This window comes from Pseudomonas putida (assembly GCF_016406145.1).
Taxonomy (GTDB): Bacteria; Pseudomonadota; Gammaproteobacteria; order Pseudomonadales; family Pseudomonadaceae; genus Aquipseudomonas; species Aquipseudomonas putida_E.
The window spans coordinates 4226375-4251790 of the sequence record NZ_CP066306.1 but is presented as its reverse complement, the minus strand read 5'-3'; the positions used below and the strand labels follow the sequence as shown (position 1 = coordinate 4251790).

Sequence of the window (25416 nt, the reverse complement as noted above, 5' to 3'; positions counted from 1 at the left end):
GGGCGCTGCTTAAAGCCTGTGGCACTTCAAGCAAGCGTAACCGCACCCACCGGTTTGCGCGACAGCAGGCTGACCAGCACGAAGCTCACCAGGCCAACCGCCAGGCTGTAGTAGATCGGCGTATTGGCGTCCAGCCCATCCTTGAACATGAACAACAGTGCCGTGGCAAAGCCTAGCGACATGCTGGCGATGGCCCCTGCAGTGGTCGCACGTTTCCAGAAGATTGCCCCGATCAGCGGGATCAGCATTCCGCCGACCAGCAGGTTGTAGGCCAGCGTCAGTGCGCTGATCACATCGTTCACCGCCAGGGCGATGCCCAGCACCACCAAACCGGTGAGCAGGGTGAACAGGCGGCTGACACCCAGGCTCGACTGCTTGCCGCCACGCAGTTTTGGCAACAGGTCTTCGGTAATGGTGGTCGAGGCAGCCAGCAGGCCGGCACTGGCGGTCGACATCATCGCTGCCAGGGCAGCGGCCATCAGCAGGCCACGGATACCATCAGGCAACTGGCTCTTGATCATCTCGGCGAACGCGTTGTTCGGGTTGGCCAAGTCCGGCATCAGCACATGCGCGGCCATGCCGATCAGGGCGCAGGCCAGGCCATATAGCACGCAGTACAGGCCTGCAGTCGTACCGGCACGTTGGCAGACCTTCTCGTCACGGGCGGTGAACACCCGCTGCCAGATGTCCTGACCGATCAGGATGCCGAAGAAGTAGATCAGGAAGTAGGTGATGATGGTGTCCCAGCCGATGGTGGTCCAGGCGAAGCTGGCCGCCGGCAGCTTGGCTACCAGGGTGTCCCAGCCACCGGCGTTGTACAGGCACACCGGCAGCAGGATGAACATCAGGCCCACGGTCTTGATCACGAACTGGACGATGTCGGTCAGGGTCAAAGACCACATGCCGCCGATGGTCGAATAGACCACCACCACGCCGCCGCCGAGCAGCAGCGACATCCAGAACGGCAAGTCCAGCAACACCTGCAGGACAGTCGCCATGGCCAGGGTCGAGGTGACGCCGATCATCAGCGCATACGCCAGCATGATTGCCGCACTGGCCTGGCGCGCCATGGGGTTGTAGCGACGCTCCAGCACCTGGGTCACGGTGAAGATCTTCAGGCGCAGCAGCGGTTTGGCGAGGAACAGGTTGAGGGCGATGATGCCCAGGCCCAGGGCTGCGCACAGCCAGAAGCCGGAGATGCCATGCACATAGCCAAGGCGTACGGTGCCTACGGTGGAGGCGCCGCCGAGCACGGTGGTGGCCATGGTACCCATGTACAAGGTCGGGCCCAGGTTGCGCCCTGCCACCAGGTAGTCTTCGTGGGTTTTTGCGCGCCGCATGCCATACCAGCCCAGCCCGAGCATACCGGCGGTATAGATCATTACAACAATGATGTCCAAGGCCATTGGGGGTCTCCCGATTATCTTTATTATGGCGAGATCGACCGCTCAGGCGGGTTCACGGCGCCTGGCGGTCTTGTCTTGTGTTGGCGGGCCTCTGTGGCCCTCCCTCATGGCTCCTGCCGGGGTGCAGCAAGTTTCAGCGGCGCACGACGCCCGGCAGCACGCAGAGCATTTCGAACAGCAGGTTGGCACCGAGCAGCGAGGTGTTGCCGGTGGTGTCGTAAGGCGGGGAGACTTCGACAAGGTCACAGCCGATCAGGTCCAGGCCGTGGCAGCCGCGAATGATCTCCATCGCCTGGATGGTGGTCAAGCCGCCGATTTCCGGGGTGCCGGTGCCCGGGGCCCAAGCCGGGTCGATACCGTCGATGTCGAACGACAGGTACACCGGGCCGCCGCCGACTTTTTCGCGCACTTCGGCCATCAGCGGTTCCAGCGATTTGTGCCAGCACTCTTCGGCCTGCACCACACGAAAGCCCTGGCGGCGGCTCCAGTTGAAGTCGTCGGCGGTGTAGCCCTGGGCGCGCAGGCCGATCTGGACCACGCGGTCGCAATCGAGCAGGCCCTCTTCTACCGCGCGGCGGAAGGTGGTGCCGTGGGCGATTTTTTCGCCGAACATGTGATCGTTGACGTCGGCGTGGGCGTCGATGTGCACCAGGCCGATCTTGCCGTGTTTCTTGTGCAGGGCGCGCAGGATCGGCAGGGTGATGGTGTGGTCGCCACCCAGCGTCATCGGGATGACATTGTGCTCGACGATCTCGTCGTAGGCTTCTTCGATGATGCGCACGGCGTCGAGCAGGTTGAAGGTATTGATCGCCACGTCACCGATGTCGGCCACCGACAGCGAGTCGAACGGGGCGGCACCGGTGGCCATGTTGTACGGGCGGATCATCACCGATTCGGCGCGGATCTGCCGTGGGCCGAAGCGGGTGCCGGAGCGCAGTGAGGTGCCGATGTCCAGCGGCACGCCGATGAACGCGGCGTCCAGACCTTCGGCGCTTTGCAGGTGGGGGAGACGGAGCATGGTGGCGATGCCGCCGAAACGCGGCATTTCGTTGCCGCCCAGTGGTTGATGGAGAACTTTGTCCACGGTGGGCCTCATCAGTCGGTCGATTGTTTTGTTTGTTCGAACCTGTGCCGCCGCGCGCCTTGAAATGTGGTTATGCCGGCGGGCAGGGACATTTCGGCCAAGTCTGCTCAAGGTAGTGCGTGGGAAAAATCGCTACCGGCAAATACTTACTTCAGGAATTTCTGAACTAAATGCCACCGCAGCGGTTAGACTGCGCGCAAATGACACCGCGGAACCGTTGCACCATGGCCTCGACCTTGCCCGACCTGAAACTGCTGCGCATCTTTGTCAGCGTGGTGCGCCACCAAGGCTTCGCCAATGCCCAGCGCGATCTCAACCTGTCGACCTCGGCCATCAGTACCTACATGAGCCAGCTCGAAGGTGCCCTGGGCATCGTGCTGTGCCACCGCGGGCGTGGCGGTTTCAGCCTGACCAGCAAGGGCGAGCTGTTCCATCAGGAGACCTTGCGCCTGCTGGCAGAGCTCGATGGCTTCGAGCAATACGCCGCAGCGCTCAAGGGTGAGCTGCGCGGTACGCTCAACCTCGGGGTGATTGACTCGACCGTGGGCGACCGCGCGCTGCCTTTGGCTGAAGCGATCGGAGCCTACAGCCAGGAGCACCCCGCAGTGCACCTGCACCTTTCGGTATCCAGCCCCTATGAGCTGCAGCTTGGCGTGCAGGACAACCGCCTGGACCTGGCTATCGGGGCGTTCTCCTCGCGCATGAGTGGCCTGGTTTACCAGCCGCTGTACCGCGAGCAGCATTGGTTGTACTGCAGCAGTCGCCACCCTTTGTTCGCCGAGCGGCGTATCCCCGAACCGGTGGTGACCCAGCAGCGCATGGTCGGGCGCGGTTACTGGAGCCAGGCGGAGTTGGCCCGGCATGGCTTCAAACACAGCGCGGCGACCGTCGAAAGCATGGAGGCGCAGCTCATTCTGATCCTGTCAGGTGCCTATATCGGCTACCTGCCCGAGCACTATGCCCAGGCCTGGGTCGACAAGGGCGACCTGCGCGTATTGTCTCCGGCCACTTTCGGCTATCAGGCGCCATTTTCGCTGATCATCCGCCGCGGGCGCAGCCGTGAACCCTTGATTCAGACCTTCCGCGACCTGCTCAAAAGCCAGCTCAATGTTGGCTGATGAACAGGAGGTTTTGGTCATTCCGTCGGGATGAATAAATTTCCTACAAACCTGACTACTACGCTGATGGCGTTCTGCTAAACCTCTACTTGCTTTGATGATTTTCCCCTTCATCTACACAAGCAAGGACCGCCCAGATGCGCATGAATTTGCCCGTCACTGAGCATGAAAGAACGTTTTCCAGCGACCAGCGGCTGATCTCTACCACCGACCTGAACAGCCGCATCACCTACTGCAACGACGCGTTCGTGGCCATCAGCGGGTTCACCTACGACGAGCTGGTGGGCCAGACCCACAACCTGGTGCGTCACCCCGACATGCCACCGGCGGTTTTCGGGCATATGTGGGACACCATCAAACAAGGCAAACCCTGGATGGGCGTGGTGAAGAATCGCGCCAAGAACGGTGACTTCTACTGGGTGAGTGCTTATGTCACCGCCATTTATGAAAACGGCCGCATCAGCGGCTACGAGTCGGTGCGTTCGGTGCCCAGCCGTGAGCAGATCCGCCGCGCAGAACGGCTGTATGCGCGTCTGCGCGCCGGTCGCCCGGCTGTACCCTGGGCCGCGCGGCTGGGGCGTGGCGTTGGCGATGGCTGGCCGCTGATCGGCGCAGGCCTGTTGTCGGCCGCCGGCTACCTCTGGTTACCGCCCTATGCAGCGCTGGGCGTGCTGATGGCCAGTATGCTGTTGGCCTGGTACCTGATTGAACAACGGCATAACCAGGCGATCCGCCGCACACTGGCCGAACATCCCAAGGCCTTCACCAGCCCGCTGGTAGCGCTGACGTACAGTGACAATCCGGGCCTGCACGGTCAGCTCGACCTGGCGATCATCAGCGAGGAAGCAAGGCTGCAAACTGCCCTGACACGCCTGGTGGACGCCGGCGTCGGCGTGAAGTCGCGGGCAGCCCAGTCAGCCGACCTGTCCGATGCCCAGGCGCAGATGCTCGATCGCCAGCGCAGTGAGACCGATCAGTCGGCCACCGCCATTGCGCAGATGGCGGCGACCATTCAGGAAGTGACGCATAACGTGCAAAGCACCGCGCATGCTGCGGGCGATGCCGATCAGTTGGCGCAGCAGGGCAGCGAACTGGCCCAGCAGAGCCTCAAGGCGATGGGCAGCATGAGTGAGGCGGTCAGCGACATCGGCCAGGCGGTCAATGCCTTGGCTCAGCAGACCCAGTCGATCGGCAGTGTGGTCGACACCATCACCTCGATTGCCGAACAGACCAATTTGCTGGCGCTCAATGCCGCGATCGAGGCGGCGCGGGCGGGTGAGCAGGGCAGGGGCTTTGCTGTGGTGGCCGATGAGGTGCGCTCGCTGGCGCAGCGCACGCGCACCTCGACCGAGGAGATCCACCAGATCATTGCCTCCCTGCGCGTTGGCGCCGAGCGGGCGGTAAGCACGGCCAGCCGCGGTGAGCAGATCTCGCGGGACAGCGTGCACAGTGTCGAGGCGGTGCAGTCGGCGCTGGCCGGGATTGCCCAGGCGGTCAGCCGCATCACCGGCATGAGCCAGCAGATGGCGACGGCGTCGGAGCAGCAGAGCCACGTGGCCGAAGACATCAACCAGCAGATCGTGCGCATCGCCCAGCTGTGTGACCAGACGGCAGGGCAGGCCAAGCAGGGGGCTGAAATCAGCCAGGACCTGGAGCGGATGGCCGAGTATCTGCACAGCCTGGCGGAGCGCTTCAACCGCTGATTTACCGCCTCTCCCACAAGGATGTGGGGCTTTTCCTCAGGGCTGTGGCACACTGCGCCCGGTAAGGAGAAGCCGATGTCCAGACCCCGCTGCGAGCGCTGCCTGCGCCCGCTCGATCACTGCCTTTGCCCACTGATCCCCTCGCTCGACAGCCGCACCCGCGTGGTCCTGCTGCAGCACCCCAGTGAAACCTCGCACGCCCTGAATACCGCACGCCTGGCTGCCCTTGGCCTGGTCAATGCCGAGTTGCGCGTCGGCGAGGTGTTTGAAGACCTGGGTGATTTGCTGGATGCACCTGAGTATCGGCCGGTGCTGTTGTTCCCAGGTGAGCAGGCCCAAGTGCTTGCAGCCTACGGCGATACAGACGACAGGTCACTGATGCTGATAGTCCCCGATGGCACCTGGCGCAAGGCTCGCAAGCTTTTGTACCTCAATCCGCTGCTCGAAGCGTTGCCCAGGGTGACGCTGGCGCAGGTGGCGCCCTCGCGCTACCGTGTACGCAAGGCGCCGGAGCCGGGAGCGGTGTCGACCATAGAGGCCGTGGTGCAGGCATTGAATGTGCTGGAGCAGCCGGCCTGTTTCGATGAGTTGCTGCGCCCGTTCGAAGTGTTGATCGAGGGGCAGATCAGGGCTATGGGGCCTGAGACGTTCCAAAGAAATCACGGTGAAGGCTGACACCTGCACTGTCAGTGCCGTTCTCTCCACACGATTGCAGGCGCTTCGTGTGCGCCCGCAGCCTCGTGCCATGGCGGCTGTGCGTGGGAGGCCTTCGGGTCTGCCGGGTTCCAAGTTCCCGGTTCGCCAACCTGCGTACAGCTGCCACCCTCGCGAATAACCCCGCGAACGGGCCCTGGCAAACCGTTCACCGCTCCCGCAACGCCTCGGTCCGTGCCTTGAGCACCGGCTTGAGCAGATAATCCAGCACACTCTTCTGCCCGGTGATGATATCTACCGTGGCGACCATCCCGGGGATGATCAGCAGCGGTTTGTTATCGCCTCCCAGGTGGTTCTTCTCGGTGCGCACCTGAATCAGGTAAAACGCATTGCCCTTGTCATCGGTCACGGTATCGGCACTGATCAACTCAAGCTTGGCCTTCATGCCGCCATAAATGGTGTAGTCATACGCGCTGAACTTCACCATCGCCGGCTGCCCCGGGTGCAGGAATGCCACGTCCTGTGGCCGCACCTTGGCCTCGATCAGCAGGTTGTCCTCGATCGGCACGATCTCCACCAGGTCGCTGCCCGGCTGCACCACGCCGCCAATTGTGTTGACTTTGAGCATCTTGACGATGCCATGCACCGGCGAAACCACGGTAGTGCGGTTGACCCGGTCGTCGATGGCGATGCTGGTGGCGGTGATCTTCGACAGCTCCGTGCGTTTGTCGTTGAGCTCCTTGGCGGCCTCGGAGCGGAAGCTGGCATCCGATTCCTGGATCTTGCTCCTGATCTCGGCCACGGCTGCCTCGGCGCGGGGGATGGCCAGGCTGGTGGCGTTGAGCTGGCCGCGAGCTTCCACGGTACGTTGCTTGAGGCGCAGGATTTCTACCGGTGAAATGGCACCCTTGCTCACCAGCGGCGCGGACATGTTTAGTTCCTGCTGCAGCAGGCCTACCGCCGAGCGGTACTGTTCGACCTTGGAACGGAACTCGGCCAGCTCTTGGGTTTTCTGTCGCAACTGCTCGTTGAGGGTCTGCTTTTCACTGGCCAGGCGGCGCTGGCGCGAGTCGTACAGCGACAGTTCGTCCTCGGCTACCTGGGGCGCCTTGGCGCGGACCTCCTCGGACAGCACAAAGGGCCGTCCTTCGGCTTCGGCGGACAGCCGCTCGACCTGTGCGGTCAGGGCATAGCGGTCGGCCTCGCTTTCACCTTTGTTGGACTTGAACCGCGTGTCGTCCAGGCGCAGCAGGGTGGCGCCTTTGTCCACCATCTGGCCTTCGCGCACGAAAATCTCGGTGACGATGCCGCCCTCCAGGTTCTGCACCACCTGCACCTTGCTCGAAGGGATCGCCTTGCCTTCGCCGACAGTCACCTCGTCGAGCACCGCCAGGCTTGCCCAGATCACTGCCGCCAGCAGTAGCGCCGCTGCCAGCCACACGGTCAGGCGTGACAGGCGCGGGGAGTCTTGCAGGGTGGCGCTGGCCAGTTCTGGCATGTAGTCGTGTTCGGTGCGCTTGTCAGCGCTGCTGTGGGTACTGCGCACGCTGTGGCCGATGGGCATGGAAACCTCCTAGAGAGCTGCGCCAATACGGCCCTTGCGCAGGGCATCGATAACCGCATCCTTTGGCCCGTCGGCGACGATCTTGCCGTTGTCCAGCACCAGCAGCCGGTCCACCAGGCTCAGCATCGAGGTGCGGTGGGTGACCAGCAGCAGGGTCTTGCCGGGCACCCAGTTCAGCAGTCGCTGGCGCAGTTGCTCTTCGCTGCTGTTGTCCATGTGGCTGGTAGGTTCGTCGAGGATCAGGATGGGCGGCTCCAGCAACAGCGCGCGGGCCAGCAGCACGGCCTGGCGCTGCCCGCCGGAAAGCAATTGGCCGCGTTCGCCCACCGGGCGGTCGAAACCCTGCGGGTGCTGGCGGGCCAGCTCGCTGACGCCGGTCAGTTCGGCCACTTCGAGCATGCGTGCATCGCTTACGTGGCGGGCACCGAGGGTCAGGTTGTCACGCAGGCTGCCGGCCAGCAGCGGCAGGTCATGGGCGACGTAGCCAAGCTGGCTGCGCAGGTCGGCGATGTCCAGTTGGCGCAGGTCGAGGTTGTCCAGCAATACCTGGCCTTCTTCCGGGTGATGAAAGCCCATCAGCAGGCGGCCCAGGGTGCTTTTGCCCGAGCCGCTGCGGCCGATGATGCCAATCCGCTCACCCGGCTTTATGGCCACGTTCACATCCTGCAGTGCCGGGCTGGTCTGTTCCGGGTAGCGGAAGCTGACATGGCTGAGGGTCAGGCCGCCCTTGAGGGTAGTGTGCTCCAGGGCTTGCTGTTCGGCCTGGCGTTCTTGCGGCAGGGCCATCAGGGCATCGGTGCTGCGCATCGTCAGTTGCGCTTGCTGATAGCGGGTGATCAGCCCTGCAATCTGGCCGAGCGGTGCCAAAACCCGGCTACCGAGCATGTAACTGGCTACCAGAGCGCCGACACTGAGGTTGCCAGCGATGATGCTGTATACCCCGGCGACGATGGTGGCCATGCCGCAGAATTGCTGGATGAACAGCGTGCCGTTGCTGGCCAGCGACGACAGGTTGCGGGCGTGGGCGTCGAGGCGGGCCATGGCGCCATTGGTGTGTTCCCACTGGTACTGGCGCTCGCTCTCGGCACCGCAGGCCTTGAGGGTTTCCAGGCCACCGAGGGTTTCGATCAGCAATGCCTGGCGTACCGCACCGAGGCTGAGGCTTTTTTGCACGGTGTCGCGCAGGCGTGCCTGGATGAACAGGGCAAAGCCCACCGCCAGCGGGAAGGCGATCAGCGGGATCAGTACCAGCCAGCCGCCCAGCAGGCCGATCACCAGTAGCATGAGGGCGACGAAGGGCAGGTCGATGATGCTGGTCAGGGTAACTGCGGTAAGGAATTCGCGCAGGCCCTGGAAGTCGTGGATGCTCTGGGCGAAGCCGCCGATGCTGGCAGGTTTGGCTTTCATGGCCATGCCGGTGATGCGTTCGAACAGAGCGGCGGAGAGGATCAGGTCGGTCTTCTTGCCTGCCTGGTCCAGCAGGTGGGCGCGGACCATGCGCAGCACCAGCTCGAAGGCGGTGCCTATGAACAGGCCGGCGACCAGTACCCACAAGGTTGAAAGTGCCTGGTTGGGTACCACGCGATCATAGGTCTGCATCACGAACAGCGGCACCATCAGGCCCAGCAGGTTGATCAGCAGGCTGGCCAGCAAAGCATCGCCGTACAGCCAGCGGGAATGGCGCAAGGTATCGCGGAACCAGGCCTCGACCCGCGGCAGCAGCGGCGAGCGGACTTCCTCCAGGGTATGACGGGGTCGTGCGAACAGGGCGTGACCTGCGTAGGCCTGTTCCAGCGCCTCGCGCGCTACCCATTGTTCGCCGCCCTCAGCCTCGCAGGGCAGGATCAGCGCCTGGCCATCTTCGCTCCAGCGCTGCAGCACCGCGCTGCGGCCGTCTTTGAGCAACAGCAGCACCGGCAGGTTGAGCGGCGAAATGGTCGCCAGCTCACGCTGCAGCACACGCCCTTGCAAGCCGGCACGCGCGGCAGCGCGTGGCAGCAAATCCGCCCCCAGGCGTTGTTGAAACAGTGGCAGCCCACTGCTCAGGCTGGCGCGGCTGGCCGGCCGACCGTGCAGGCGGCACAGAATCAGCAGGCCATCGAGCAGGGGGTCATCGACATCGGGGCGCGGTTGTGCGCTTTGCATACTGGTCACGATGAACTACTCCCGCCACGGTGTAAGGGGGTGAGGCGCGGTGCTGCGTGCCAGTTGGGTGCGACTGGCTCAACGCATGTCGGGCAACCTGGCCTCGGTGCGTACGTCGTTGTTGGCGATGGCCTCTGGCGGCAGTGAAATACGCTGTTTGCTCAGCAGCTCACCCATGGTCGCCAGCACGCGATACATCGAATACTCCTCGGTGTAACGCACCTCGGTGTAACGGCGGTTGGCGTTGTACAGCTCATTCTCGCTGTCCAGCACATCGAGCAGGGTGCGTTGGCCCAGGCCGAACTGGTCCTGATAGGCGGCGCGCACACGTTGCGTCGTTTCTGCGTACTCACGGGCGGTAGGGGTCTGTTTACGGGCGTTGTTCATCGCGTTCCAGGCCAGGCTGAGGTTTTCGGTCAGCTCGCGCAGCGCGTTGTTGCGGATGTCCAGTGCCTGGTTGATCTTGTGCGCGTCGGACTGCAGGCGGGCTTTGTCGCTGCCGCCGCGGAACAGGTTGTAGCTGAGTTCGACGCCGGCCTGCCAGTCGTTGTTGCTGTGGCCTTTTTCGCCACCGAGGTTGTTGTTGGCGCCGGTGGCCAGCACCGCGTCCAGGCGTGGGTAGAAGGGCGACTTGGCCACTTCGTACTGCTGCTCGGCGGCATTGACGTCGGCCTGTGCAGATTTCAGGTAGGGATTGTTCTGGCGCATGCCTTCGCGCGCCTCGTCCAGAGTGCCCGGCATTTCCACCTTGACCGATTGCGGGCCTTCCAGCTCATCCGGCAGGCGGCCGACCACGCTGTAGAAGTTGGCCTCGGCATCGGCCAGGTCGACCTCGGCGGTGTCCAGATTGTTTTCCGCCAGAGCCCGGCGTGCGCGGGATTGGTCAAGGTCGGCGGTGCTGCCTACGCCCCGCTCGCTACGCAGGCCTATCTGATCGCTGACGCGCAGGTGCGCCTGCAGGTTGTTCTTTGCCAGGGTCACCAACTCTCGGCGTTTCAGCACTTCCAGGTACACCTCGATGGCTCGCAGGGCGACATCTTGGGCGACGGCCTGAGTGTAGTAGGCGCGGGAGGTGGCCACCGCCTCGGTACGGCCCACTTCGTTGGCTGTGTTGAAACCATCGAAGATCATTTGCCGAAGACGCAGTTCGGACTGGGTGTAGTTCAGGGTTTCCTTGTTGTGGTTGCGGGTACCGTCAGCGTTCAGGCCGCGGGTGTTGAGGTTGTCCGAGCGCTGTCTGCCGTACCCGGCTACCAGGTCGACGGTTGGATAGTACCCACCACGGGCAAATTTCACGTCCTCGTCGGCTGACAACCTGCTGTTACGGTTGGAGCTTATTTCCGGGTGGTAGTCCACAGCGCTCTGGACAGCCTCGGTGAGCGACATCGCCTGAACGTTGGCGCACGCCATGGCCAACAGAATTGCACTGGTGATGGGGTTGAACACGCGCATGGGGTACTTCTCCCTGATCTCAAAATGGCCCTGCTATTCGCCAAAAAAATGACGATTTTTATAGTTCAAACCGTTTCATGTTTGTAACAACAGAGCTAAGAACATTTAGCGCGCGAGCTAAGAAGATTTTTTCATAAGCCCTATGCGAAAAAAAACTTATGCGGTCTATCGAAACCAAGACATTGTTTCAATCAAGTGATTTCGGAAGCCGCTGTAGCCTGCGAGTTTCCTGCATCGCACTGAGTTCCAGATTTTTTATAGCTAAGGACGTGGGGTAGGTAGGTAAAAGCGGAATTTGGCGACAAAAATTTGGCATCAGATGGTGGCAAATTTACATTATGACTATCGCCAAATCAGTGACCTTCGAGCACGATTCTCATGGTTGAGACATTCGGACGCGAAGCCGTTGACCTCCATCTGCCATGTTGTTGGCTGTGTAGCCAATCGGTTAGGGAGGCGTGCGCTCATGGCTAAGTTAGTCGGTGTGGTCAGTAAGGTGATGGGGCAAGTATTCGCCGTTGGCAGCGATGGCAGCCGGCGTCCTCTGATCGAGGGCGACCGCCTATATGCGGGCGAGCAGTTGCAAACGGGGCTCGCAGGCGCCGTGGCTGTACGCTTGGATAATGGCGCCGAGCTGACACTCGGCCGCGACAGCAGCCTGGCGATGACCCAAGAGCTCCTGGCTAACCAGGCAGCCCCTGTACAGACTCAGGACGTTGCGCCGAGCGAGGCGCAATTGAGCGATGTCGAGCGTATTCAGCGGGCGATTGCCGCCGGCGACGACCCTAGTGTCAACACCGAAGCCCCTGCCGCGGGAAATGGCGGCAACGGCGCGCCAGGCGCACTGGGCGGTGGCCACAGTTTTGTGTTGCTTACCGAAGTGGCGGATCGGGTTGATCCGGTGGTTGGTTTTCCCACTGCCGGTTTCAATGGCATTCCTGAATTGGCGAACCGCTATGTGGGTGGCCTGGACGGCAGTGGGCGCGACTCCTTGGGGGCTGGCAACGGTGGCGATGGTGGCCTGCCGCCCAATCCACCCATCCCGCCGGTCGACGAAGACCGTCCGGTAGAGCTCTCCGGGTTGAATGTGAGCCCCGCCGAGCTGATTTTGGATGAGGCCAATCTGCCCCTGGGGTCGGCCAGCAACCCCGCAACTCTGACTCAGCAAGGCAGCTTTACCGTGCTGGCACCTGACGGGGTGTACAACCTCAGTGTGGGTGGCATCAACGTGGTGACGGCTGGTGTGGTGACCGGTGTTGGTCAATCGATCACCACGGGCCTGGGCAACACCCTGACCATTACCGGGTATAACCCTGCAACGGGCGTGGTGAGCTACAGCTACACCCTGACCGGTGCCGAGCAGCACGTCGAGGGCGCGGGCAACAACTCACAGAGCGAACACTTGCCGGTACTGGTCAGCGACAGCGACGGCGATGTTGCCCAAGGGTCGCTGGACGTGGTCCTGCGTGACGATGTACCCCAAGCCGTGGATGACAGCAATGCGGTTGCCGCTACCGAACAGCAAACCGAACTGACCGGGAATGTACTGGGCAATGACGTACAGGGCGCCGACCGTGTGCCCGGTGGCCCGGTAATCGCCGGGACCTTCACCGGTACTTACGGCACCTTGGTGCTGGCCGCAGACGGTTCCTATACCTACACGCTGAACACCAGCGACCCGGACTTCATGAGCCTGGGCGGCGGTGGCCAGGGCGTGGAGAGTTTCACCTACACGATCAAGGACGCCGACGGCGACACCAGCAGCGCGACACTGACGCTGAACGTGACCAACCTCAACGACCCGGTGACGCTGGATGGGCTCGGCGTGCAGGGCGGCGAGCTGACGGTATCTGAAAGCAACCTGCAGGACGGCAGCGCACCCGATGCCGGCGCCCTGACCCAGCAGGGCACCTTCAAGATCACCGCACCAGACGGTTTGCAGAGCCTGAGCGTGGGTGGCATCAGTGTGGTCAGTGGTGGTGTGGCGGCAGGCTTCCCGCAGTCGATCGTCACACCTGAAGGCAACACCCTGACCGTGACCGGGTATGACCCGGCGACGGGTGTGGTGAGCTACAGCTACACCTTGGTGGACAACGAAAACCACCCCGGCGGGGAGGGCAGCATCAGCGAAGTGTTCCAGGTGATCGCCAAGGATGTCGATGGCAGTACTGCGACCGGCAGCCTGGATGTGACCATCCGTGACGATGTGCCCCAAGCCGTGGATGACAGCAATGCGGTTGCCGCTACCGAACAGCAAACCGAACTGACCGGGAATGTACTGGGCAATGACGTGCAGGGCGCCGACCGTGTGCCCGGTGGCCCGGTAATCGCCGGGACCTTCACCGGTACTTACGGCACCTTGGTGCTGGCCGCAGACGGTTCCTATACCTACACGCTGAACACCAGCGACCCGGACTTCATGAGCCTGGGCGGCGGTGGCCAGGGCGTGGAGAGTTTCACCTACACGATCAAGGACGCCGACGGCGACACCAGCAGCGCGACACTGACGCTGAACGTGACCAACCTCAACGACCCGGTGACGCTGGATGGGCTCGGCGTGCAGGGCGGCGAGCTGACGGTATCTGAAAGCAACCTGCAGGACGGCAGCGCACCCGATGCCGGCGCCCTGACCCAACAGGGCACCTTCAAGATCACCGCGCCAGACGGTCTGCAGAGCCTGAGCGTGGGTGGCATCAGTGTGGTCAGTGGTGGTGTGGCGGCGGGCTTCCCGCAGTCGATCGTCACACCTGAAGGCAACACCCTGACCGTGACCGGGTATGACCCGGCGACGGGTGTGGTGAGCTACAGCTACACCTTGGTGGACAACGAAAACCACCCCGGCGGGGAGGGCAGCATCAGCGAAGTGTTCCAGGTGATCGCCAAGGATGTCGATGGCAGTACTGCGACCGGCAGCCTGGATGTGAACATCCGTGACGATGTGCCCCAAGCCGTGGATGACAGCAATGCGGTTGCCGCCACCGAACAGCAAACCGAACTGACCGGGAATGTACTGGGCAATGACGTGCAGGGCGCCGACCGTGTGCCCGGTGGCCCGGTAATCGCCGGGACCTTCACCGGTACTTACGGCACCTTGGTGCTGGCCGCAGACGGTTCCTACACCTACACCCTGAACACCAGCGACCCGGACTTCATGAGCCTGGGCGGCGGTGGCCAGGGCGTGGAGAGTTTCACCTACACGATCAAGGACGCCGACGGCGACACCAGCAGCGCGACACTGACGCTGAACGTGACCAACCTCAACGACCCGGTGACGCTGGATGGGCTCGGCGTGCAGGGCGGCGAGCTGACGGTATCTGAAAGCAACCTGCAGGACGGCAGCGCACCCGATGCCGGCGCCCTGACCCAACAGGGCACCTTCAAGATCACCGCACCAGACGGTTTGCAGAGCCTGAGCGTGGGTGGCATCAGTGTGGTCAGTGGTGGTGTGGCGGCAGGCTTCCCGCAATCGATCGTCACGCCTGAAGGCAATACCCTGACCGTGACCGGGTATGACCCGGCGACGGGTGTGGTGAGCTACAGCTACACCTTGGTGGACAATGAAAACCACCCCGGCGGGGAGGGCAGCATCAGCGAAGTGTTCCAGGTGATCGCCAAGGATGTCGATGGCAGTACTGCGACTGGCAGCCTGGACGTGAATATCGTCGACGATCTACCTCAGGCTGATGACGATCAGGCTACCGTGGCTAAAGGCGGTGTGGTGTATGGCAACGTGATGTACAACGACGTGGTTGGCGCTGACATCCGTGGCGACGGCCAATATGTGGTCGGTGTGCGCGCCGGTAGCGATACCTCCACGTCGGCTATCGGCCAGCTCAACACCCAGGTCAATGGCCAGTACGGCTACCTGACCATCGATGCCCAGGGCAACGCCGAGTACCACTCCAACCCCAATGTCACCTCACCACGGGATGCCGTCGATACCTTCGTCTATACCATTCGCGACGCCGATGGCGACGAAAGCACCACTACCATCACCATCAACGTGCACAATTCGTTGATGGCTTGCGAAGATCGTGACATCACTGTTCACGAGAAAGCACTGGACCTGCAAAAGGACGGTAACGACCTGGCCGCCGGCAATGTCACCGGGAGCGACCCGGGTTCGAGCCAGGAAACCACATCCGGCACATTGGTCGGTTCAGCCAGCGGCGGGGTAGGTGCGCTCACCTACGCACTGGTCGGAAATGCCGTAGGCCAATACGGCCAGATTCAGCTCAATGCTGATGGCTCCTACACCTATACGCTGACCTCGCCAGCGAACTCCCCGACCCATGCCAACGACGGCGCCAACACCGTAACCGAAACCTTCACCTACCAGGTCCAGGACTCACTGGGTAATTCGACCACCAGCACCATCGTCATAACCATCGTCGACGACGTGCCTACAGCCAACAGCGATTTCGTCAGCGTGGCCAAGGGCGATGTGGTGTACGGCAATGTGATGTACAACGACGTGGTGGGCGCTGACATCCGCAGCGACGGCCAGTATGTGGTCGGCGTGCGTGCCGGTAGCGATACCTCCACGTCGGCTATCGGCCAGCTCAACACCCAGGTCAACGGCCAGTACGGCTACCTGACCATCGATGCCCAAGGCAACGCCGAGTACCACTCCAACCCCAACGTCACCTCGCCGCGGGATGCCGTCGATACCTTCGTCTATACCATTCGCGACGCCGATGGCGACGAAAGCACCACGACCATAACCATCAATGTGCATAGTTCGTTGATGACCTGCGCGGACCACGACGTCACGGTCTACGAGAAAGCTCTGGACCTGCACAAGGACGGTGGCGACCTGGCCGCCGGCACTGTGACTGGCAGTGACCCAGCATCGCACCAGGAAACGGCCTCTGGCACCCTGGCCGGCTCGACCAGTGGCGGGGTCGGCGCACTGACCTACACCTTGGTCGGCAATGCTGTCGGCCAGTACGGTCAGATCCTGCTGAACGCTGATGGCTCCTACACCTACACCCTGACCTCGCCAGCGAACTCGCCGACCCATGCCAACGACGGCGCCAATACCGTGACTGAAACCTTCACCTACCAGGTGCAGGATTCTCAGGGTAATTCGACCACCAGCACGATCGTCATCAGCATCGTCGACGATGTACCGACGGCTAACGCCGATTTCGTCAGTGTCGCCAAAGGTGATGTGGTCAGCGGCAATGTCATGTACAACGATGTGGTCGGTGCCGACACCCTGAGCGATGGCAAGTACGTGGTAGGCGTGCGCGCTGGCAACGATACCTCAAGCTCTGCGCTCGGCCAGCTCGACAGTCAGGTGCATGGCCAGTACGGCTATCTGATCATCGATGCCCAAGGCAATGCCGAGTACCACTCCAATCCCGATGCCGTAGCGCCGCGGGATGCGCTGGATACTTTCGTCTACACCGTTCGTGATGCCGACGGCGACGAGAGCACCACGACCATCACCATCAATGTGCACAACCCTTCACTGCAGCCATGTGGTGACGGGGGCGTCAAGGTCTACGAAAACGCGCTGGACCTGCATCGGGATGGCCACGACCTGGCTGCTGGAACTGTCACCGGCAGCCACCCCGAGTCGACCCGCGAGACCGCTTCCGGCAGCCTGGTCGGCCAGGTCGCAGGAGGCGTGGGGGCGTTGACCTACACCTTGGTCGGTGATGCCGTTGGCCAATACGGCCAGTTGCTCCTCAATGCTGATGGTTCATATACCTACACCCTTACCTCGCCGGCGAACTCGCCGAACCATGCCAACGACGGCGCCAATACCGTCACCGAATCCTTCACCTACCGGGTGCAGGACACGGTGGGCAACTGGACCACCAGCAGCGTCAGCATCACCATCGTCGATGACGTCCCGCAAGCCCATTGCGATTTCGTCAGCGTGGGCAAGGGCGACATCGTGCGCGGCAACGTGATGTATAACGATGTGGTGGGTGCCGATACCTCGAGTGACGGCGCCTATGTGATTGGCGTGCGCGCGGGGCATGACACCTCCACCTCTGCCAGCGGCCAGCTCGACAGCCATGTGTATGGGCAGTACGGCTACCTGACCCTCGATGCCAAGGGCAACGCCGAGTATCACTCCAACCCCAATGCCGTAGCGCCGCGGGATGCGCTCGACACCTTTGTTTACACCATTCGCGATGCCGACGGCGACGAAAGTACCGCTACCGTGACCATCAACGTACATGACCAGTCGCTTCAACCCTGTGGCGACGGTGGGGTCACGGTTTACGAAAAAGCGCTTGACCTGACCAAGGATGGCCACGACCTGGCGGCAGGGAGTGTCAACGGCAGTGAGTCTTGCTCGACTGCCGAAACGGCTGTCGGCAGCCTGGTCGGACAGGTCGGTGGCGGCGTCGGTGCTTTGACCTACAGCCTGATAGGCAATGGCATAGGCGAGTACGGTCAGATCCACCTGAACGCAGACGGCTCCTACACCTACACCCTGACTTCGCCAGCGAATTCGCCGACCCATGCCAACGATGGTGCCAATACCGTCGGTGAGTCGTTTACTTACAGGGTCGAGGATACGCAAGGTAACTGGACCACCAGCAGTGTCACCATCACTATCGTGGATGACGTGCCGCAGGCCCATTGCGATTTTGTAAGTGTCAGCAAAGGTGAGGAGGTGCGTGGCAATGTCCTGTCCAACGATGTGATCGGCGCTGACGTGCCGGGCGATTGCGGCTACGTGGTGGGCGTACGCGCTGGCGATGACACCTGCACCTCGGCTATAGGTCAGCTCGGCAGCCAGGTGGTTGGCCAGTATGGTTTCCTCATACTGGACGCCAGGGGGAATGCGGTTTACCACTCCGACCCGAGCGTCGTGGCACCGCGGGATGCTACCGACACCTTCGTCTACACCATTCGTGATGCTGATGGTGACGAAAGCACCGCGACCATCACGATCAACGTGCACGACAATTCGATAGCCGAATGTGGCGCCGGGTACGGTAGGGGGCAGGAGCAACGGGTTGTCGATCGCAGCGCGTTCACCCTCGATACCAGCAGCATGACCGCGGCGCTGGTGGTGCTCGGCTACCTGGGCGCGTCCGGCATGGTCAACGCCCAAGGCAATGCCGAAGAAGTGATCAATGTCACCCTGCGCAAAGGTGAAGCCCTGCAGCTGAATCACACGCCCGATGGCGGCGACCTGGCAATGCAGTGGAAGGATGCCGGTGGCAGCTACCAGGCCATCGCCTCAGGCGACAGCTTCACTGCCAGCCATGACGGGGTGTACAGCATTCACCTCAGCGACCCGTTGGGTGCAGGCAAAGGCAGCGAGAGCTACACACTTAACATGGTCCTCGACTACGCCAATGCGCAGGACGCGGCCCCGCTCACGGGCGCTGGCAGTGAGCACTTCACTGCTGGAGTCATCGACATTGCGTCGCTTGAAGCGCATGCCGCCGCTGCCCAGGGGGCGAGCGCTACGGCTGACTATGCTCAAGCCGAGGGCGCGGTCACCGTCGACCTCAGCCTTGAAGGGCCGCAGGACACAGGAGGTGCGGGCGTTGAAACCTTGAGTGGCATTTACAACCTGATCGGCTCGGACTTTGGCGACACCTTGATCGGCAACAGTGCCGACAACGTGCTCAACGGCGGTGCAGGCAATGATGTGCTCACAGGGGGAGGCGGCAATGACATTTTGACCGGTGGCAATGGCAGCGACACGTTCGTATGGCAGAAGAACGACAGCGGCCATGACACGCTCAACGATTTCACCCCAGGCAGCGACAAGCTCGACCTGTCGCAGCTGTTGCAGGGTGAACACGCCACGGCGGCGTCCCTGGATGACTACCTGCACTTCAAGGTCAGTGGCGCCGGGGCGACTGTGGTATCGACCATCGAAGTGAGCAGCGTGGCGGGGGCGGCGCCGACGCAGACGATCGACCTGGCCGGCGTTGACCTCGCGCAGCACTACGGTGTGACGGCAGGGGCGGGCGGGGTGATATCGGCGGGGCCGGATACGGCGACCATCATCAACGGGATGATCGATGATCATTCGTTGAAGGTGGACACGGTGTGAGCTGCGCGGCCTGCAAGTTTGCTTGAAGCTTGTGGCGCTATCTCCGGATTGCCGGCGATAGCGCCAGAGCCGGCTGCGCTGTTCAGCCTGGCCGGTGCAATGTCTTCTGCTTGAGGATGTACAGGCTCACAAGCACCGCACTGGTCAGCATGAATGCCCGTGCCCAGAACAGGGGCACCAGGTAGCAGGACAGGCCGATGCTCGCCCACATCAGGCCGATGGCGTATACCTTGCCCTTCAAGGGGATACCTTCACCGCTCAGGTAGTCGCGGATCCACGGCCCCAGTGTGGGGTGGTTGACCAGCCAGTGATGAAAGCGTGGCGAGCTGCGGGCGAAGCAGGCCGCCGCCAGCAGCAGAAAAGGGGTGGTGGGCAACACCGGCAGGAAGATCCCCAGCACCCCCAGCGCGACGCTGAGCCAGCCTATGGCCAGCAGCAGGTAGCGCACAGCCGACTCAGTGGTGGCGTGGCTTGAGCAGCGCAGGCTTCTCGTCAGGCGCGTGCAGCAGCAGGAACAACGCGCTCAGCGCCTCTGGGATCTGCACGATCATGTCGTCCTGCAGGTTGGCATTGCTGGCGATGTCGGCGAATTCCGGTTGTTCGTCGAACAGGCCCGAACCGACCATGATCGGCAGCAGCATCTCGCTGACTTCTTCTTCGGCGTTCTCGAACCAGGCCTCTTCACGCAGGAAAACGCCTTCCATGAAGCCGATGCACCAGCCGCGCAGGTCGGAATCGTCCGGCTCGTCGGTCAGGTCCAGGTCGCACGGCAGGTCGAATTCTTCATCGCTGGCCAGTTGACGGGCGATGTGGCCCTTCAGTGCCACCAGGGTAGCTTCGATCTCGGTGCGCTGGGCATCGCTGGCGTAATGGGGCTCTTCGGCGAACAGCGCGTCGATCCATTCACGCTCGGGGACGTCTTCCGAGCAGATCGACAGCGCGGTCAGGTAGCCGTGGGCGGCGACGTAGTCCAGCGCTTCTTCGTGCAGCTCGTCGGCGTCGAGGAAGGCTTGCAGGCGGGTCAGTTGCTCGGCGAAGGACATTACAGGGCTACCTTGGGGAATAAACGATAGTGAATTCTAGCACCTTGCGGCGATGGCGGGGCAAAGGGAACGTCTGTCACCGGGCATCCTGCACAGGCTGGCACTGGGGTATACTTCGCGGTTTTTCACCCAGGAGCGGGTTTCCCCGGCCTCTGGCAAAAGCCGCTTACGCATTTGGCGTGTGCGGAGCGGGTTTTTCGTCCAGCCTGTGTCCAGGATGGTACGGCGATTTGTGGAGTTGCACATGCTCGAACAGGCTCAGCGCGTTCTCAAGGATATCTTCGGTTACGACAGTTTCCGTGGGCGCCAGGCAGCAATCATCGAATGCGTGGCCAATGGCGGCGATGCCCTGGTGCTGATGCCCACCGGTGGCGGCAAGTCGCTGTGTTTTCAGGTACCGGGGCTGTTGCGCCCGGGCCTGACCGTGGTGGTGTCGCCGCTGATCGCGCTGATGGACGATCAGGTCGCTACTCTCGATGAACTCGGGGTCGCGGCTGCGGCCCTGAACTCTACCCTCAGTGCGGAACAACAGCGTGATCTCGCCGGGCGCCTGCGCCGCGGTGAAGTGAAGATGCTTTACCTGGCGCCTGAGCGCCTGGTGCAGCCGCGGATGCTGGATTTCCTTCGCGGTCTGGACGTTTCCCTGTTCGCCATCGACGAGGCCCACTGCGTTTCGCAATGGGGCCACGATTTCCGCCCGGAGTACTTGCAACTGGGCCAGTTGGCCGAGCTGTTCCCGCATGTGCCGCGCATCGCCCTGACCGCCACCGCCGACATGCGTACCCGCGAGGAAATCGTCCAGCGCCTGCACCTGCAGGGCGCCGAACGCTTCCTGTCGAGCTTCGATCGGCCAAATATCTTCTACCGCATCGTGCCCAAGGAGTCGCCGCGCAAGCAGTTGATGGCCTTCCTCGGCGAGCGCCGCGGCAACGCCGGTATCGTCTACTGCCTGTCACGCAAGAAGGTCGATGAGACCGCTGCCTACCTGTGCGACCAAGGCTTCCCGGCGTTGCCGTACCACGCCGGCCTGGCTGCTGAAACCCGTTCGGCCAACCAGCACCGCTTCCTCAACGAGGAAGGGCTGATCATGGTCGCCACCATCGCCTTCGGCATGGGCATCGACAAGCCCAACGTACGCTTCGTCGCCCACCTCGACCTGCCCAAGTCGCTCGAGGCCTATTACCAGGAGACGGGGCGTGCCGGCCGCGATGGCCTGCCGTCCGATGCCTGGATGGCCTACGGCCTGCAGGACATGGTGATGCTCAAACAGATGCTGCAGAACTCCGATGGGGACGAGCGCCACAAGCGCGTTGAGCAACACAAGCTCGACGCCATGCTTGCACTGTGCGAGGAAACCCGTTGTCGCCGCCAGGCGTTGCTGGCCTATTTCGATGAAGTACTCGAACAGCCCTGCGGGCATTGCGACAACTGCGTCGACCAGATCCAGACCTGGGATGCCACCGAGCCTGCGCGCCAGGCCCTGTCGGCGGTGTTCCGTACCGGCCAGCGTTACGGTGTCGGCCACCTGATCGATGTGCTGCTGGGCAAGGATACCGAGAAGGTGCGCAATTTCGGTCACGAGAAACTCTCGGTGTTTGGTGTTGGCAAGGCGATGGCCGAGGTTGAATGGCGTTCGCTGTTCCGCCAGTTGGTGGCGCGCGGCCTGGTCGACATCGATCTGGAAGGCTACGGTGGCCTGCGCCTGTCCGACAGCTGCAGGCCGCTGCTGCGCGGCGAAGTGACCTTACAGTTGCGTCGCGACCTCAAGCCGCAGACAGTGGCTAAAACGGCCTCCGGCGGCGGCAGCCCGGCCAGCCAGCTGGTGCGCGCCGAAGAGCGCGAACTGTGGGAAGCGCTGCGCACGTTGCGTCGCAAACTGGCCGAAGAGCACAGCGTGCCGCCTTATGTCATCTTCCCGGACTCCACGCTGCTGGAGATGCTGCGCAGCCAGCCGGCCAGCCTCAGCGACATGGCTCAGGTCAGCGGCGTGGGGGCGCGCAAGCTGGAGCGCTACGGCCAGGCCTTCCTCGAAGTGCTCAATGACGCCGGTGGCACCACCGAGGCGCCCAAGGTGGTACTCGATCTGCGCCACGAACTGGTCAGCCTGGCCCGTGCCGGCATGACCCCGGCGCAAATCGCCGGCCAGCTCAATTGCAGCGAAAAGAACGTCTACAGCCTGCTGGCCGAGGCTATTGGTCGCCAGGAACTGAGCCTGGACCAGGCACTGGACCTGCCTGAAGACTTGATGATGGAAGTGCAGGATGCCTTCCTTGATGGCGAAGGCGAGCTGCCACCTGTCTCGGCCATTGCTCCGCTGTTCGGCGCGCGCATACCCGAGGGTGTGCTGTACTGCGTGCGCGCTGCGCTGGCTGCGGAATTTGAGCTTTGACGATGGAAGACATTTCGGACATCCGCTGATCAATGTCATCCTTTTTGACGATTTTCAGGCGTTTGCGGGTAGGGCAGTCTTGCCTGATGGCCCGGGGCATGGTTAGCTGACTAATAATTAGTTCTAGTCAATGAGTTGTTTATGCCCCTGACCGACAACCAACACCGTTTCGGCATGCAGCTGGCCCAGATGTCCCGTGGCTGGCGTGCCGAACTGGATCGCCGCCTGGCCGGGCTCAACCTGTCCCAGGCGCGCTGGCTGGTGTTGCTGCACCTGGCTCGTTTTGAAGAAGCGCCGACCCAGCGCGAGCTGGCGCAAAGTGTAGGCGTTGAAGGCCCGACCTTGGCGCGTCTGCTAGACAGCCTGGAAAGCCAGGGCCTGGTTCGACGCCAGGCGGTGCTTGAGGACCGGCGGGCGAAGAAAATCCAGTTGTGTCCTCCGGCCAAGCCGCTGATCGAGCAGATCGAAACTATCGCCAATGCCTTGCGCCTGGAATTGTTCACCGGAGTTGATGAGGCTGACCTGGATGTGTGCATGCGGGTGCATGCGAAAATTTTGGCCAACCTGGAAAAATCCTGAGGCCCGGTTCGGGCTTAAAGCTCAGAATGTATTCCCCAGGTTCAAGTAGATTGCCTGCTCATCCGCACTGTTGGCTCCATAGCTGAGGCTCAACGGCCCGAGTGGCGTGTCTAGGCCCAGGAAGATACTGGCGGCATTGATGTAGCCACTGTCGAACTCGTTGTCGTTGTTCCACGCCCGTCCGCGCTCCAGTGACCCGCCTATGTAAAGCGGGAAGTCCAGCGGCAGATAGGAACGCGGCGTGAGGCGGCGGTAATAGACCATGCGCAGCAGGCTCACGTTCTGCCCTGATACCGAGTCCTGGCGGAACCCGGACAGTTGGCGCGCCCCGCCAAGCACAAAGCTCGACGTCACGACTTCGGTGTCGTCGAGCGTGCGTCCATACCCACCACCGAGCACCAGCGTGTTCGGCCCGCTGCTCAAAGCCTTGTCCAGATTGAACATCCACTGGCGATAGTCCGCGTCCGAGTCCAGCGATTTGTCGTATTTGCGCAGGGTCAGGCCTATATTCTCGCCACTGTGCGGGAAGTACACATTGTCGAGCGTGTCGAACGAGTATTTCAGCTCGTAGAAACCTTCGTTGAAACTGACCTTGGGCAGGTCCTGTTCACCAATGCGCACCTCGGCCTCGCCCCAGGCCTTGCCCGCACCCAGGCGCACTTCGCCATAGGTGCCGATCTGGCGGCCGACGTTGAGGCCGAAGCCATAGCGCTCGAGACGGTATTCGGCTACCGGATCGCTATCCAGGGTGGCTTCGATGTTCTGTGAGCCGAAGTCCAGATAAGGTGCGATGAAATAGCGTGAACCCACGTCAAGCGGCTGGTAGAACTCGCTGTAGAGCTCCTGCTTGTCACCGATCTGCGCGCGCGTCAGCCACTCGGCGCCCAACTGGTTGATACCATTGACCCGATAGCTGGCGCCCAGGTTGAAGGCGCTGTCCCCGCGCAGGTCGTCCGACAGGTTCAGGCCCAGGCGCAGGTAATCGGTGCCGCCGCGCTTGCCACGGGCGTTGATCACTAAAGTGTTGTCGTTGCCTTTATGGACCACGCGGTATTGCACACGGTCGAAGTAGTCCAGGCCATACAGGGTGCCCATGTCGGTTTGCAGGCGGTCGAGTTCCAGCGGCTCGCCGATCGGCTGGCGGATGTAATAGCGGATCACGTCATCGCTGACCTTGGAATCGTTCTCCACCTTGATGGCGGTGATCATCGGGGTGCGCTGGCGCGGTGAGCGTGCCATGGCCAGTTCGGCATCGCCTTCAGGCTGGCGCAGGGCAGCCAGGCGAGGGTCGAGCAGGCGGGTTGCACGGTAGCCGGCCTCGATCATGTCGCGCGCGCGGCCAAAGTCGGTGACGCCGAACGCGGCCAGCTGTGGCTGGATGAGGATGTCATCCCTATGCAAACTGGCCAGTTGTTCTTCGGAGTTGCGCCGGGTCATCAGGGTGATCGACTGGTTGAGTACATCCACCACCGTGGCCAGTTGCTTGCGGTCACGCAGCGGGGTGCCGATATCGACGACGATGGCCAGATCAACGCCCATGTCCCGGGCCACATCCACGGGTATGTTGTCGACCATGCCGCCATCCACCAGCAGGCGCCCATCAAGCTCGACCGGGGCGAAGACCGCCGGGATCGACATGCTGGCGCGGATCACTTGGGGTAGGTGGCCGCGGCGGAATACCACCTTCTCGCCGCTGGCGATGTCGGTTGCCACGGCGCGGAACGGTATCGGCAACTTGTCGAAATCGCGGGTATCGGCTGTGTGGGCCAGCTTGCTTTCCAGCAGCAGTGCGAGGTTCTGGCCCTGAATCACCCCCAGTGGCAGGCCGAGGCTGCCGTCGTCTCGAAAACTCAGCTTCTGCTTGACCAGAAAGTCACGGTCATCCTGCTTGCGCCGGAAAGGCACGTCCTTGCGCGGTGGAGCATCTGACAACGCCTGCTGCCAGTCGAGCGTGGTGGCGAGCTTTTCCAGCTCATCGATGCTGTAGCCGGATGCATACAGGCCGCCAACCACTGCGCCCATGCTGGTGCCGGCGATGGCGTCGATGCGCACGCCCTGTTCCTCCAGGGCCTTGAGTACGCCGATGTGGGCCAGGCCACGGGCGGCGCCCCCGGAGAGTACCAGGCCGACCTTGGGGCGTGCCGCCTCGGCGAGCACGGTGAATGAGCTGAGCGTCAGTAAAAGGCAGAACAGCAGGCGGCGCATCTTGAGTCTCAAACAGGGGGCTAAAGACCGCTA

General features: G+C 62.4%; 14 protein-coding genes. 6 read left to right on the top strand and 8 right to left on the bottom strand.

All coding sequences use genetic code 11. The features are described 5' to 3' along the window. Window positions 1–26: 26 nt before the first annotated feature. Together JET17_RS19395 and speB are read right to left on the bottom strand one after the other, a co-directional pair. Window positions 27–1406: a sodium:solute symporter gene (locus JET17_RS19395; protein ID WP_012315642.1), complete on the bottom strand. Its 1380-nt coding sequence runs from the start codon at window positions 1404–1406 to the stop codon at window positions 27–29. 133 nt (window positions 1407–1539) lie between these two features. Next, the gene (gene speB, locus JET17_RS19390; protein ID WP_012315641.1) at window positions 1540–2490 is read right to left on the bottom strand and encodes an agmatinase; all 951 of its coding nucleotides are present in this window, start codon (window positions 2488–2490) and stop codon (window positions 1540–1542) included. A 224-nt stretch (window positions 2491–2714) separates the two neighbouring features. Between speB and JET17_RS19385 the strand changes: the two genes are divergently transcribed. The 3 genes from JET17_RS19385 (at window position 2715) to JET17_RS19375 (ending at window position 5986) form a co-directional block, all read left to right on the top strand. Continuing rightward, a complete protein-coding gene (locus JET17_RS19385; RefSeq protein ID WP_012315640.1) occupies window positions 2715–3608 on the top strand; it encodes a LysR family transcriptional regulator in 894 nt (297 codons plus the stop codon). Between the two features lie 137 nt (window positions 3609–3745). Further along, the gene (locus JET17_RS19380) at window positions 3746–5311 is read left to right on the top strand and encodes a methyl-accepting chemotaxis protein (protein ID WP_012315639.1); all 1566 of its coding nucleotides are present in this window, start codon (window positions 3746–3748) and stop codon (window positions 5309–5311) included. Between the two features lie 75 nt (window positions 5312–5386). Beyond that, window positions 5387–5986, top strand: a complete 600-nt coding sequence (locus JET17_RS19375) for a tRNA-uridine aminocarboxypropyltransferase (protein WP_012315638.1) — start codon at window positions 5387–5389, stop codon at window positions 5984–5986. 187 nt (window positions 5987–6173) lie between these two features. Here JET17_RS19375 and JET17_RS19370 read toward each other — a convergent pair whose 3' ends face one another. From JET17_RS19370 to JET17_RS19360, 3 genes are all read right to left on the bottom strand, one after another. Then, the gene (locus tag JET17_RS19370) at window positions 6174–7529 is read right to left on the bottom strand and encodes an HlyD family type I secretion periplasmic adaptor subunit (protein WP_012315637.1); all 1356 of its coding nucleotides are present in this window, start codon (window positions 7527–7529) and stop codon (window positions 6174–6176) included. Between the two features lie 9 nt (window positions 7530–7538). After that, window positions 7539–9674 carry a type I secretion system permease/ATPase gene (locus tag JET17_RS19365; protein ID WP_012315636.1) on the bottom strand — a complete coding sequence of 712 codons (2136 nt, stop codon included), beginning with the start codon at window positions 9672–9674 and terminating at the stop codon, window positions 7539–7541. Between the two features lie 78 nt (window positions 9675–9752). Further along, window positions 9753–11126, bottom strand: coding sequence for a TolC family outer membrane protein (locus JET17_RS19360; RefSeq protein WP_012315635.1), 1374 nt, complete (start codon window positions 11124–11126; stop codon window positions 9753–9755). A 466-nt stretch (window positions 11127–11592) separates the two neighbouring features. Between JET17_RS19360 and JET17_RS19355 the strand changes: the two genes are divergently transcribed. Beyond that, on the top strand, window positions 11593–19167 hold the full coding sequence (locus JET17_RS19355) for a retention module-containing protein (protein WP_012315634.1): 7575 nt from the start codon (window positions 11593–11595) through the stop codon (window positions 19165–19167). An 82-nt stretch (window positions 19168–19249) separates the two neighbouring features. On the opposite strand, the gene JET17_RS19350 is transcribed toward JET17_RS19355, so the two are convergent. Both JET17_RS19350 and JET17_RS19345 read right to left on the bottom strand, forming a co-directional pair. Then, window positions 19250–19615, bottom strand: a complete 366-nt coding sequence (locus JET17_RS19350; protein ID WP_012315633.1) for a YbaN family protein — start codon at window positions 19613–19615, stop codon at window positions 19250–19252. 7 nt (window positions 19616–19622) lie between these two features. Continuing rightward, entirely contained in the window at window positions 19623–20210 is a 588-nt protein-coding gene (locus JET17_RS19345; RefSeq protein WP_012315632.1) for a YecA family protein, read from the bottom strand. Between the two features lie 244 nt (window positions 20211–20454). Here JET17_RS19345 and recQ point away from each other — a divergent pair, with 244 nt between their 5' ends. After that, on the top strand, window positions 20455–22599 hold the full coding sequence (gene recQ, locus JET17_RS19340) for a DNA helicase RecQ (RefSeq protein ID WP_012315631.1): 2145 nt from the start codon (window positions 20455–20457) through the stop codon (window positions 22597–22599). Window positions 22600–22740: 141 nt separating this feature from the next. Further along, window positions 22741–23178, top strand: a complete 438-nt coding sequence (locus tag JET17_RS19335; protein WP_012315630.1) for a MarR family transcriptional regulator — start codon at window positions 22741–22743, stop codon at window positions 23176–23178. 21 nt (window positions 23179–23199) lie between these two features. On the opposite strand, the gene JET17_RS19330 is transcribed toward JET17_RS19335, so the two are convergent. Further along, window positions 23200–25383, bottom strand: coding sequence for a patatin-like phospholipase family protein (locus JET17_RS19330; RefSeq protein WP_012315629.1), 2184 nt, complete (start codon window positions 25381–25383; stop codon window positions 23200–23202). Window positions 25384–25416: the final 33 nt, after the last annotated feature.